Source organism: Nostoc sp. CHAB 5836, from assembly GCF_020829445.1.
Classification (GTDB): Bacteria; Cyanobacteriota; Cyanobacteriia; order Cyanobacteriales; family Nostocaceae; genus Nostoc.
The window spans coordinates 1-13,229 of sequence record NZ_JAIVFV010000180.1 but is presented as its reverse complement, the minus strand read 5'-3'; the positions used below and the strand labels follow the sequence as shown (position 1 = coordinate 13,229).

At 43.3% G+C, this 13,229-nt stretch carries 11 protein-coding genes and 1 pseudogene; 6 read left to right on the top strand and 6 right to left on the bottom strand.

The window, feature by feature from the left end; genetic code table 11:
• The first annotated feature begins 169 nt into the window (after positions 1–169).
• On the top strand, positions 170–346 hold the full coding sequence (locus LC605_RS26275) for a hypothetical protein (RefSeq protein ID WP_229550437.1): 177 nt from the start codon (positions 170–172) through the stop codon (positions 344–346).
• Positions 343–516, top strand: coding sequence for a hypothetical protein (locus LC605_RS26270; RefSeq protein ID WP_229550436.1), 174 nt, complete (start codon positions 343–345; stop codon positions 514–516). Before LC605_RS26275 ends, LC605_RS26270 begins: the two co-directional genes overlap by 4 nt.
• Before the next feature lie 163 nt (positions 517–679).
• On the opposite strand, the gene LC605_RS26265 is transcribed toward LC605_RS26270, so the two are convergent.
• The 3 genes from LC605_RS26265 to galE all read right to left on the bottom strand — a co-directional run bounded on the left by LC605_RS26265 (position 680) and on the right by galE (position 2,903).
• Positions 680–904 carry a hypothetical protein gene (locus LC605_RS26265; protein WP_229550435.1) on the bottom strand — a complete coding sequence of 75 codons (225 nt, stop codon included), beginning with the start codon at positions 902–904 and terminating at the stop codon, positions 680–682.
• A gap of 108 nt (positions 905–1,012) precedes the next feature.
• Entirely contained in the window at positions 1,013–1,486 is a 474-nt protein-coding gene (locus tag LC605_RS26260) for a hypothetical protein (protein WP_229550434.1), read from the bottom strand.
• 418 nt (positions 1,487–1,904) lie between these two features.
• The gene (gene galE / locus LC605_RS26255) at positions 1,905–2,903 is read right to left on the bottom strand and encodes a UDP-glucose 4-epimerase GalE (RefSeq protein ID WP_229550433.1); all 999 of its coding nucleotides are present in this window, start codon (positions 2,901–2,903) and stop codon (positions 1,905–1,907) included.
• A 423-nt stretch (positions 2,904–3,326) separates the two neighbouring features.
• Between galE and LC605_RS26250 the strand changes: the two genes are divergently transcribed.
• The 4 genes from LC605_RS26250 (at position 3,327) to LC605_RS26235 (ending at position 10,305) form a co-directional block, all read left to right on the top strand.
• Positions 3,327–3,983, top strand: coding sequence for a hypothetical protein (locus tag LC605_RS26250; protein WP_229550432.1), 657 nt, complete (start codon positions 3,327–3,329; stop codon positions 3,981–3,983).
• 144 nt (positions 3,984–4,127) lie between these two features.
• Positions 4,128–5,879, top strand: a complete 1,752-nt coding sequence (locus LC605_RS26245) for an ABC transporter ATP-binding protein (protein ID WP_229550431.1) — start codon at positions 4,128–4,130, stop codon at positions 5,877–5,879.
• 1,167 nt (positions 5,880–7,046) lie between these two features.
• Positions 7,047–8,351, top strand: a complete 1,305-nt coding sequence (locus LC605_RS26240; protein WP_229550430.1) for a glycosyltransferase family 1 protein — start codon at positions 7,047–7,049, stop codon at positions 8,349–8,351.
• 187 nt (positions 8,352–8,538) lie between these two features.
• Positions 8,539–10,305: an NFACT family protein gene (locus tag LC605_RS26235; protein ID WP_229550429.1), complete on the top strand. Its 1,767-nt coding sequence runs from the start codon at positions 8,539–8,541 to the stop codon at positions 10,303–10,305.
• 294 nt (positions 10,306–10,599) lie between these two features.
• On the opposite strand, the gene LC605_RS26230 is transcribed toward LC605_RS26235, so the two are convergent.
• The 3 genes and pseudogenes from LC605_RS26230 to LC605_RS26220 all read right to left on the bottom strand — a co-directional run.
• On the bottom strand, positions 10,600–10,926 hold the full coding sequence (locus LC605_RS26230; protein WP_229550428.1) for a helix-turn-helix domain-containing protein: 327 nt from the start codon (positions 10,924–10,926) through the stop codon (positions 10,600–10,602).
• 156 nt (positions 10,927–11,082) lie between these two features.
• A complete protein-coding gene (locus tag LC605_RS26225; protein WP_229550427.1) occupies positions 11,083–11,712 on the bottom strand; it encodes an FMN-binding negative transcriptional regulator in 630 nt (209 codons plus the stop codon).
• A 280-nt stretch (positions 11,713–11,992) separates the two neighbouring features.
• Positions 11,993–13,229, bottom strand: a pseudogene (locus LC605_RS26220) (trans-splicing intein-formed DNA polymerase III subunit alpha N-terminal partner DnaE-N); the annotation flags it as partial.

The following is a 13,229-nucleotide window of genomic DNA, read 5'->3' as shown; positions in this document are numbered from 1 at the left end:
TAAGTCGGCATAATAAAACCAAACTGTGTAAAGAAAAGTAAACAAGGCTCAAACTGTCTTTCACCCTGCTCCCTGCTCCCTGCCCCCTGCCTTATCCCAACGATAATTATTTACGCCGACCTACTTATGTTGTGAACTGTAAATTTGCTAGAGTACAGGGTTTTAGGAAATGGAACCGACCATAGAACAACTCAAAGCATTCTTTGATTTCTGCGTTCGCACCAGTAACCTGTTACAGAACATAGAGTTAGTTCGGTACGATAAAAGAAACAATAGAATAGCTGTTTTAGTAGGCGAAACAATTGAAGTAGAGATTCTTAGTAGTGGAGAGGTATTAATCAGATGAGCGATTATCTAAATTTGTCCTATAAAGAACTAAAAGAATATATCAAAGCCCATCCCCAAGATGAAGAAGCTTTTCAACACTTTCTAACATTGATGAGAGCGAAGCCTGGGGTAGTGGTAAGCGGTGGTGAACAAATAGAAGCCGAGCTGAGAAAAAGACTCGCATCTTAAGTATAAATGCTCACCTGCTATCAATTATCTAAATCCCTCATAACCCAATACGCTTGGGTTAAGGATTTTCTGGAGAACCATAGGTCTGTAGAGACGTTGCATTGCAACGTCTCTACACTGTCCACTGCACAAGGGTTTTAGTCTTATCCCAACCGTATTGGGCTTACTCTGAAGGATGTAGATTAAGTTTTTTCTTTTCTTCGGGATTAGTTACAAGGTAATCTTTAAGGCGATCGCGATCGCCCAAAGCCAAACTCTGCTGGATGAAACCTTCCTCAGCTTGGCTCAACTCATCAGGACGCTGCTTGAGCCAATTTTCTGCCTCTGCTAGGGGGACACCTCGCAGCAATGGCCCCTCATCTTGTCCGGCATTTTCCCACTGACGCATTCTCGATCGCAATAAGTAGGTCGGCGCAATTAAAGATAACTCGTGATGGCTGTCATTTGTCCTTTGTCATTCGTCCTTGGTAAGGGTTTTAAGCCTGTTTACGTTTCGTCACACAGTTTGATTTATTTTCACCGACTTACTTACTTCTTGCCAAGTGCGGAAAGAGCGATCGCTCTCCATCCATCTGTGCAGTCGTCCCCATTCCCGAATTAGGGTTTCATGGACAATCTCTACTGTTTCTTTACCAGCAGTTTCATCACGTCCAGTTACTACCAGCCGCGCATCAGCTAGGCGCGTGACCAAATCCCAGTTTTTTTCTCCCACATCATTTCTGGTAGCCAGTCGGCGGGTGTCTTCTGTCCCTTCCCCAGGACGCACCAGTTGGACAAATACTTGCTGCGCCCGTTGTTGTTCCTCTGGTTTGAGTTTGGCAAATTCCGCTTCTGCATGGTTCGCCCACGACTTTTTGACACCACCGATCGCTTCATAAGCAGCATGAGTCATTTGACAATTTTGCTGCTTTACCCATAGTTGCGTCAAAGTAAATTCCAGTAATGGCAAATTTCCTGGTGAATCAACCACCGCTTGGAGAATCCGCTCTGCAAGACCCTCTTCTAACCTTACCCCTTGCTTGCAGGTCGAGCGATCGCCTCCTGCAATTCTTCCCTGTTCATCGCTGCAAGTTTTAAGTCAGCATTCTGCAAAGCATCGGCAAAGCGACGATCCGATAATAGACATAGGAGTGAAATTAAATATGCGTTACCCAGAACCCTTGTAGAGACGTAGCAGTGCTACGTCTCTACATTTTTGGAGTGCTACGTCTTTACATTTTGGGAGATGTCTAATGCGTGGGTAGCGTGGCAATACTGCTCGGTTAAGCCTCTTTTGGGCATTAGAGACAACGAGATTTCAAGGGTTTCAGCCTACTTTCTTTCCTTAAGCGAGCAGTATTGGGTAGCGTGGGGGTAGTTCAGATTCTCTAATTATTTGGTCGTCAAATCTAATGATGTCGCTTTTGATGCCATTGCCACGCGTGAGCGACAATATCTTTGATGGATGGATACTGAGGTTGCCAGCCTAAGATTGTTCTAGCTTTTTCGCTGGTGCCAATGAGAATTGGGGGATCGCCAGGACGGCGATCGCGTTCTTGGACTGCTATGGAAATTCCTGTCACCTCTTGGGCGGCGGCAATTACTTCTCTGACAGAGAAGCCACTGCCATTACCTAAATTGAAAACTTCGCTATCGCCACCTTCCAATAAATATTCTAAGCCCAAAATATGGGCATCTGCTAAGTCGTTAACGTGAATATAATCGCGAATACAAGTACCATCGGGTGTGGGGTAATCGGTGCCGAAAATTGAGATGGATTCTCGTTTGCCTAAAGCTGTCATTAGCACCAAGGGAATCAAATGGGTTTCTGGGTTGTGATCCTCGCCCAGCAAGCCACTGGGATTAGCACCAGCAGCATTGAAATAGCGAAAACGCACTGATTGGAAACCGTAAGCAACATCAAAATCAGAGAGAATCCGTTCTACCATCAGCTTTGTAGCGCCATAGGGATTAATCGGATTTTGGGGATGGTTTTCGGGAATGGGCACGAATTCCGGTACCCCATAAGTGGCACAGGTAGAAGAAAAGACAAATTTCTTCACAGATGCCGTTAGCATCGCTTCTAACAGGGTCAAAGTCCCAACAACGTTATTGTGGTAATATTTAGCCGGGTCAGTCACCGATTCTCCTACGTAGGCATAGGCAGAAAAGTGCATCACGGCGGCAATATCGTGGGTTTTAAATAAATGATCGAGCAAGGCGCGATCGCCTGTATCCCCGACGATCAGTTCTACCTGTAAAACCTTTTCTACCAGATCGCGATGCCCATAGACCAGATTATCAAGTATGACAACGTTATAACCCGCTTGCTTCAAAGCAAGCACTGTATGGGAACCAATATATCCAGCTCCCCCCGTTACCAAAATACTAGGCTTTCCAGGCAACATAGTTTTTCCTTTTAAGTGGATTAATCAATTAATTTAGTTTACCGATACCACATTACCTTCTGGAAAATTATAAATAATAGACGCAGTGTCAAAAAATTGCACTAAAATCACTACGACGGTAGTCTTTGGGTGTGAGGTTTGAAGTATCTTAAGTCAAACAGTGCGTTTACAATTTGACAATAAAATAAATCCATTTCGTGAAACTTCTAGGTTGACCTTTACGGGTGACGCTCCTAGCGTCGCTACAGCTAACAAGTCGCCAGTTGTTTTATGCAGGGAAACCATGCACGGCAGTTTCTTGTGGGGAGTCACTTCTTCAATCGGGATTTTCGCGGTTGAAGAAGTGGCCTGGAAACCCCAATTAAAGCGAACTGTCTCACCACCACACTGGCTCACTGCACTAGAAAATTTGAGAGTTAATCTATGTTTCTATTGTTAAGCCGAGTACTGCTCTGGCTGCTGATTGGCACTATCGTATATTCTCTGTTCCAGCGATTTTATCCCTCTGGAAGTTTTGTCGGGCGATTAATCTTAGTCGTTATCTTGGTGATCGTAGCCCTATCATTTCTTAATCCCAGTGAACCAGCTGTGGCATCGTTGTGGAGGATGCTGTCTTTTCCACTCAAGCCTCTAGGAGCCTCTGTTTTACTGATGATTCTTGCAGCTCAGAAAATCAAAGGAGGTGGAATAGAGAAACCAGGAGGATACTTGATCGGTTGGGCACTGACTATTTTGCTGTTGGCAAGTACACCAGCAGTTGCCTATTTCCTTTATCGGGCACCTCTAGGAGCAATGGCAGGTGAAACTTATGTAGCAGCTGCTGCACCAACATCTGGCACACTGGTGGCATTAGGGCAACAAAGGGCGGTGGGCATTTCCGATGTGACGGGCAATCGCATTCTTTCTTATAATTTTAAAGTGCCTCCCTACCTGTTACAAGGAAATCCTCAAGATATTCGTACACGCGGTTTACGACTTGAAGACTTTGTACCAAGTGCGGAAACGTTGCAATTGACAACAAGAACTTGGGAAAGTTATCTCGTTGAAATTTACAGGTTCTTACGTGTTCAGCGTTCATAAAGCAAGGCAACAATATTTGGTTCCTAGTCAGCGCTTAAGCGCTCAATCCAAGGACTAAAGCCTTCACCCGTCGGGTGACGCTATAGCTGCCTTCTTGGACTAGCAGTTAATCTAGTAGGATGATCAAGTTGCAAAATTGCTTTAATGGCAAAATCTCGACGAATCGCTAAACTCAGTGCTTACCTACGACCCCATTGGCGAGAGGCCTCCTTAGGGATTCTCGCTTTATTGTCTGTCAACGCACTGGGCGTTTATATCCCCTGGTTGATTCGTGCTGGTGTTGACAAACTCTCGACAACCTTCATCTTAAACCAAATACTACAAGATGTAGTAATCATTGTCTTACTCAGTTCGGCGATGTGGCTAATGCGGATGGCATCCCGCATTTGGCTATTTGGGGTGGGGCGTCAGGTGGAATTTGACCTGAAACAACGGATTTTTGAACACTTACTCCAGCTCGAACCGGGTTATTTTGCCAGTAATACTGCTGGCGATTTGATTAATCGGGCTACCAGTGATGTGGACAATATCAAGCGGTTATTAGGTTTTGCAGTTTTGAGTTTGGCAAATACTGTGTTTGCCTACGCCCTGACACTGCCAGTAATGCTGGCGATTAGTGTGGATCTCACACTAGCCTCTCTGGCAGTGTACCCTTTTCTGCTCTTGTTGGTGAGTCTGTTTAGCGATCGCTTGCGCAAACAGCAAGCAGCAGTCCAAGAGCAACTCTCTGACATCAGCGAACTCATCCAAGAGGATATCAGTGGCATTGCCTTAATTAAAATCTATGCCCAAGAAGCAAACGAGCGTCGAGCCTTCGCCCAAAAAAATCAGCAGCTATTGACTGCTAACCTGGAACTGGCAAAAATCCGAAATACACTGTTTCCGCTAATTGGTGGGCTAGCTAATATCAGTTCACTAGTAATCATCTGGCTAGGCGCGGCACGGATGTCTTCTGGTACGCTTCAGGTTGGCGACTTTCTCGCACTGTTAATTTATGTAGAGCGTCTAGTTTTCCCCACAGCCCTTTTAGGATTCACAATTACTGCCTACCAACGGGGTGAAGTTAGTATAGATCGCCTTGAATCTATTCTCTCTGTGACACCGAAAATTAAAGATGAAGCCGATGCCATACATCTACCAATGGCTGAACTTAAAGGAGAACTGACAGCCAAAAATCTCATTTACACTTACCCTGGTTCCACGACTCCAGCTTTAGCAAATGTTAACTTTACTATTGCTCCAGGAGAAAATGTGGCCATTGTTGGGGCAATTGGTTCGGGTAAATCAACTTTGGCCAATGCTTTGCCACGTTTGTTGGATATAGAATCAGGGCAATTATTTTTAGATGGGCTGGATATTACTAAGATAGCTTTGGCTTCTTTACGAGGTGCGATCGCCTATGTTCCCCAAGATAGCTTTCTATTTAGCACTACAATCAAAAATAATATCTGCTACGGTGATCCAATTAGGGAACAAGAGCAGATAGAATCTGTCGCCAAACTTGCCCAAATTGAATCAGAAATTCACAATTTCCCCCAGCAGTACGAAACTCTTGTTGGTGAACGCGGTATTACTCTTTCTGGCGGTCAACGGCAACGTACTGCCTTAGCTAGGGCGATGCTGGTCAATGCTCCAGTGTTAATTTTGGATGATGCCCTCTCTAGTGTGGACAATCAAACAGCTACGCAAATTCTCAAAAATCTTTCCAGTGGTACTGAACGAAAAACAGTAATTTTCATTACTCATCAATTATCGGCGGCGGCGGCAGCTGACCGAATTTTTGTGATGGAAAAGGGAAAGATTGTCCAGATCGGCAATCACTTAGAACTTTTACAAAAAGAGGGTTTATATCGAACTTTGTGGAGTCAACATCAAGTTGAGGAATTATTACACTGAAGTTTTAACATAAGTAAGTTGGCGCGAAAAAATAAAAGTATGTTACGAAACGTAAACAGACTTAAAACCCTTACTAATGACCAATGACCAATGACAAAGGACAGCCTTAGCCAGTTAGCTTTAATTTCGCCGACTTACTTACAAGAATTAAATATTTTTTCAACATTAGCTAGCGATCGCTAGTAGACATCAGGGCTATTTCGTTCTAGACATAAACCACCCGGAACTGAAGTTCCGGGCTCATAGCTAAAGTCCGTTTTAACGGACTATAACATGAGTCTCAGTCGTCTTTAGACGACTTTCGCTATTAGACTCAGAATTCATTCTGAGGCGGGCTAGATGAGAATAAAATAGCCCTGAGTAGACATCCGCAGAAATTAAATATGCTTTACCCAGAACCCTTGTAGAGACGTAGCACTGCTACGTCTCTACATTTTTGGAGATGTCTAGTGATTATCAGTTACTAACCAATAGACCTCTTGCATAAATCAAATAATTTGAACCCCAAAGAGCCAAAGCTGCCCTTTGTCTCCCCTCCCGAAGAGCGGGGAGGGGTTAGGGGTGGGGTGTTAGGGACTAGTACGTAAGTCCTAAGTTTTTATAAATCTAGGGCATTGTTGGGTTCAAAAAGGAAACCCGACACCAAAAATCCTTTATTTTGTTGGGTTTGAGTTTGTTCAATTTAACCTACAAATATTTTGTTTTTTCATAAAAATAAGACCCAATACGCTTGGGTTAAGAGAATAGTAGGTTGGGTTGAGCGTAAGCGTTACCCAACAAAGTCTCGATAATGTTGGGTTTCGTTCCTCAACCCAACCTACACCAGATTTAGTTTTTAGCCTTAACTGAACTGTATTGAAATAAGACCCATTTTTAAATCATATATCAAAAACAATATAAATTTCATCTATCAAAAGTATTAGATATAAATATACGGATTTCCTATAATATCTGAAGAAATTAAATAAAAATATTTAATCTGAAAGTATACTTCTGGCAGAAGATGTAAAAAAATGTTAGTAGACATAGTATGAAATTAAAATAAAATAAATATTAATCAATATTCCTAAACAATTGAGGTGAGTGTGCTGTTGCAGCACACTCACCTGGATTGTTTACGAGCTTGGAACAAACTAAGACTTTGTTAAAATCAGCAACACACAAACTATGAACTCTACAAAACGTATCGCGTTGATTTCCGTCCACGGAGACCCGGCGATTGAAACCTGCCCCCTGCCCCCTACCCCCTGCCTCTTGGTTGAAATAGGGAAAGAAGGAGCTGGGGGACAAAATGTTTATGTGCGCAACGTGGGTGAAGCACTAGCAAAGCTAGGATGGCAAGTTGATATGTTTACCCGCAAGGTCAGTGTGGAGCAAGAATTGATTGTTGAACACAGCGACAATTGTCGAACTATTCGTTTAGAAGCTGGCCCCCTTGAGTTTGTGCCGCGAGATGAGCTTTTTGAATATTTGCCAGAATTTGTGGATAATTTCCTCAAATTTCAAGTAAAAAATGACATTATATACCAGTTAGTTCACACTAACTACTGGCTCTCTAGTTGGGTAGGGATGCAGTTAAATAAAATCCAAGGGAGTAAACAGGTTCACACCTACCACTCATTAGGAGCAGTTAAGTACAACACTATAAAAAATATTCCTCTGATTCTTAGTCAGCGATTAGCAGTGGAAAAAGAGGTGTTGGAAAAAGCAGAGCGAATTGTGGCGACAAGTCCGCAAGAACACCAACATATGCGATCGCTAGTTTCCAGTGAAGGCAATATCGATATCATTCCTTGCGGTACAGATATTCAAAGGTTTGGTTCCATTGCACGAGAAGCAGCCAGGGCTGAATTAGGGATTGGGGAAGAAGCAAAAGTTGTCTTATATGTGGGACGTTTTGACCAGCGCAAGGGTATAGAAACCTTGGTGCGTGCAGTAAACAAGTCTGGGCTACGCGACTCCAACAATCTCCAGCTAATTATTGGTGGTGGTAGTACCCCCGGTAACAGCGACGGGATTGAGCGCGATCGCATTGAGCAAATTGTCAACGAATTGGGGATGAGCGACTTTACCACCTTTGCCGGTTGTCTGAGTCAAGATATTTTGCCAACTTATTACGCTGCTGCTGATGTTTGCGTTGTTCCCAGTCACTACGAACCCTTTGGACTCGTAGCGATCGAAGCGATGGCAAGTGGTACACCAGTTGTAGCTAGTGATGTCGGCGGACTTCAGTTTACTGTGGTTCACGAAGAAACTGGTTTATTGGCACCACCGCAAGATGTAGATGCCTTTGCATCTGCCATTGACCGAATTTTGTTGAATCCAGAATGGCGAGATGAATTGGGTAAAGCTGGTAGAAAGCGCGTCGAAACTAAGTTTAGTTGGGGTGACGTAGCAATTCAGTTGAGTGAACTTTATACCCAACTGTTGCAGCAACCAGCCGAAGAAGCTGAATTATTATTTGCGAAATAAGCTTGCAATTGGATTTGGTAGTAAGTAATCGGGAATGGTTGATGCTTGACAATCTTCAGATATAAGCGTTCAGGATTACCTTTGAAAATATAAGGAAAACTGAGCGCTTTTTTGTGTGATTTCATCCTGAATCCTTACGATAGAAGTATACTGAGCATCGAGCTTTGAACGCGAACGGCTATGGGCTATGCAACCAGTTGACTTCACGACCCTTACAGCTACTTGTAGCGAAATACGCGCTAACTGGCTGCCCTCGCGGACAGAACAGGTTTATCAGCGCGATCGCTACACTATTGCCATAGCATTACGCACCCTGAAACAGCGCGATTGGCTACAGATTTCTTGGCATCCTCAAGCTGCACATATTTGTATTGGTGATCCACCACCGCGATCGCCGGATACCTTTACCTTTAGTCAACAATTAATCCACCAATTGGGTGGTTTAGCACTGGTGGGTATTGAAGCGATCGCCCCTTGGGAGCGTGTTATTGATTTGCAATTTGCCCGTCGTCCGGGAGAAAGCGCCCTATATCATGTCTATGCAGAAATCATGGGCAAGTATAGCAACGTCATTCTCACCGATGCTAGCAATATAATTATCACCGCAGCCCATCAAGTCAGTCAGCAACAATCTAGCGTGCGTCCCATCCAAACCGGACAACCTTATGAAACACCACCGAAACTGACTGGGACTGTCCCCAGTTTGAACGAATCTCAAGAACGTTGGCAAGAACGGGTAAGTTTAGTGCCAGGGGCAATCAAACGGCAATTGCTCAAAAGTTATAGTGGTTTAAGTGCAGCGCTACTGGAATTAATGCTGCTAGAAGCAAATATCGCACCAGAAACATCCACCGATAGCCTCAACCCCGACCATTGGCGACGGCTGTTTGAGCGTTGGCAAGAATGGCTGCAAGCCTTGAATTATAATAAGTTTCAACCTGCTTGGACAAAAGATGGTTACACCGTAATGGGTTGGGGTGTAGTTGAAAAGGTCAAAGATATCCAGGAGTTACTCAACCACTACTACAGTAACCAGATTGATCAACAGTTATTTTCCCAATTGCGCCATCAGTTGAGTCAGAAATTAAATAATATTCTGGCGAAATTACGCAATAAAGCTCAAACCTTTAAGACACGCTTGCAGCAATCAGATCAAGCCGATGAGTATCGCCAAAAAGCTGATTTATTGATGGCTCATCTGCAAAACTGGGAACCGGGGATGAAAGAAATTATCCTGGCTGATTTTGAGACCAATTTGCCAATTGCGATCGCTCTCCAACCAGATAAAAATGCCGTCCAAAATGCCCAAAGTCTTTACAAACAGCACCAAAAGCTGAAACGCGCTCGTGCTGCTGTAGAACCGCTACTATTGGAAGTACAGACAGAAATTGAGTATTTAGAACAAGTAGAAGCTGCGATATCTTCTCTGCGAGACGCTACGCGAACGATGGGCTACGCCAACGCTCAGATAGACACCTACCAAACAGCAGAAGATTTGCGAGCTTTAGAAGAAATCCGCGAAGAATTGATTGGGCAAAAGTATCTCGAAGATCCAGAATACCGCAGTCGGAGTGCCAATGAACCCCCCAGCACCAACTTTCATCGTTACCTTACCCCCGGCGGCTTTGAAGTATTAATCGGTCGTAACAATCGCCAAAATGACCAATTGACTTTTCGTGTAGCAGGGGATTATGACTTATGGTTCCACGCTCAAGAAATTCCTGGGAGTCATGTATTACTACGTCTAGAACCGGGTGCTGTGGCAGAAGAAGCTGATTTGCAATTTGTAGCTAATCTTGCAGCATACTACAGTCGCGCCCGTCAGAGTGAACAAGTGCCAGTAGTATACACTCAGCTAAAACACGTCTACAAACCCAAAGGAGCCAAACCGGGAATTGCCATTTACAAGCAGGAGAGCATACTTTGGGGAAAACCACAAGTCATTGGTCATTAGTCATTGGTCATTAGTCATTAGTCATTGGTCATTAGTCATTTGTCATTTGTCATTTGTCATCTCCGAAAAAGAATTGTTTTGACGTAGCACTGCTACGTCTCTACAAGGGTTCTGGGTAACGCATATTTAATTTCACCAGATGTCTATTAGGCATTAGGCACAAGAGGCAGAGAGAGGGGCAGAGGGGAAAAACTTACTGCAACTTCTCCCTCATCTCCCTCATCTCCCTCATCCCCCTCATCCCCCTCATCTCCCCACTACCATGTCAAGATCCAACATGCCTTCCATCCTGCCCTATAGCGATATCACAGTTTCAGCAGATTGTCCTGGCCCATGACGAGGGCGAAGATGCAAGCTGATTTCCATATCAAGCCGTTTGAGGAAAATGAGGAGTTTGCCCTCGCTGAACCTTTGAAACTCTCCTTTTATCAAATAAGATACTTGTGGCTGGGGAATGCCCAGAAGTTCGCTGATTTCGCGCTGTTTCAGGTTGCGTTGAGAGAGAAGGTGCAATACCTGAATCCCTATTTTGCCTCGCGTAAAAAGTTCCGAAGCATTGGACAAACCGAGGTCAGCAAATACATTGCCACTGCTTTCTTCAAAAACGGGTTCTTGTGTCATGGTTGTTTCTCCCTTGCCACTGCGTCCTTATAGCAGTTTCAGAGAGTTATTGCGTAAGTCCTATTATATGAAAATTCCTATCAAAAAAGTCAGACAATAGCATGAAATAGCTGTGATTTTAGGCACTTCTAGATCCACCCTATATGCAGACTTTTACTAATACTCATTCGCTTCAAGATTTTGTTTCATCTGGGCACCCACAGCACGAGCAGCCGGATCTGAACTTTGTAGCAGTGTACTTGACACATTGTGCTGCTCAACTTGGCTTCGGTTTTGACTAAGTTTGTACTTACCTTCCAAGCGTGTAACAGTTATTTCAAACCCCACAATGCCATTCATCAAACTTTCACGAAATCCGTCAGATAAACCGTGCCAATGCGATTTGTAGTCAGCTTCGTAGGCGTCTATCATCTCGTTTATCATTTGGTTCATTGATTCTGGGGAGTCATTGAGCATGATGACTTTGGCAATACCATAGGCGTGAACAGCAATATAGTTCCACGTGGGTACACTCTCATGCTTTTCATACAACGTAGGAGAAATGTAAGCGTGCGCTCCGGTAAAGATAGCAAGTAACTCAGCGCCAAGGGCTTGTGATTGAGGATTTTGCTTTGCCAGATGACCAATTAATTTAACAGTATCCCCTTGCATTGCAATCACAAGAGGAATGTGTGAAGCACAAGGTACACCGTCTATAATCGACACCAACGTAGCGAAACTATTGGCTCTCATAAAAGCGATCAGTTTCTCAACATTATCTTCTTGAAAAGCGGTTGGTCTATACATGGCGATTTAACCTCACTATCAAATTATCAAAGTCCCCTAACTCTCAATACTCTTGGGTTAAGCATTTTTTTTCTCTCTGTTCCCTCTGCGCCTCTGCGGTTAGTTAAAAAAATTGACTTTGATAAAGAGTTTTAGCCTTAACCCAAGCGTATTGCCCTAGCCCTAATTCCTATAGCAAACAAAGAGCCTGGAGGCTGAACTTTAGCTTACTGTGCTTGTTCCCATTCAGCGCAAATCTCATGTTTAATATTTATTCTCCCCCTGTTCTCCTTCTTATTTATTATTCTGGCAAACCCTCTACCCGCATTAAATCTAGTCCTTGTTCAAATATTTCATCGATTGGCAACATTTGACCGTCAACAGTCATAAATTTATGGTCTTTTGTTGCCCGAATTATTGAACCATCTTCCAAACAATATTCAAACACCTCTTGTTCTTTGCGAACGTGCCACTGTGCCACAGGTTGCGTATAAATATTTCCATTATTATCAACGCTGTAAACACTACATTCAATGCGTTTTTCTACAATCTCTCCAATGGGCATTAATCCATATTCTACTGTCAATATTTCTGTGTCATAGCTTAAACAATATTCAGCAAAATTCAACATTTGCTCAAATAATTCATCCGCAACTTTTTTCTGAACACCATTTTTTGCCGCGCCATCTACGAATTTTTCTCGCTGCTTTTGCATCTCAGAAACCTTCTTTTTACCCATCGCCCGACGCAGCAAGTCAGCTTGTCCTAAAGAATATCCAGCCATATCCTGAGCAATTTTCATGATTTGCTCTTGATAGACCATAATTCCATAAGTTTCGTCTAATATTGGTTCGAGAATTTGGTGCTGATAATCAATCTTTTCTCGACCATGTTTGCGGTTAATAAATTTAGGAATTAGACCCGCATCTAATGGCCCCGGTCGATAAAGTGCCAAAATCGAAGAAATGTCTTCTATATTAGAAGGTTTCAAATCTCGCACGATCTGACGCATCCCAGAAGATTCTAACTGAAATATTCCTTCTAACTCACCTGCTTCTAATAATTCATAAGTTTTTTGGACATCTTTTGGCAGAGTGCTATGTTCACCTTTAGCTAATATCCTCTGGGCTTTTCTTTCGTCGCGGGGAATATCATCAGGATTAACCGGATATCCTCTGGTTTCTTGAATCAAATCAACAGTTTTTTGAATCAGGGTCAGGTTTCGTAAACCTAGAAAATCCATTTTCAATAAACCCATTGATTCCAAATCTTCCATGAAATATTGGGTAATTACAGAACCGTCATTATTCTTCTGTAGTGGGACAATTTCATCAAGTGGATCAGCAGAAATTACCACACCTGCTGCATGAACACCAAAGGTTTTGTTAGTTCCTTCAATTCGCATTGCCATATCAAGCCAATGGCGAACATGGGGTTCTTTATCATATTTATCTTTAAACTCTGGTTCTGGAGTTTCATTAGAAATCATCACCTTGAGTTTCGTTGGTTTCCCCCGCACCACAGGAATTAACTTCGCC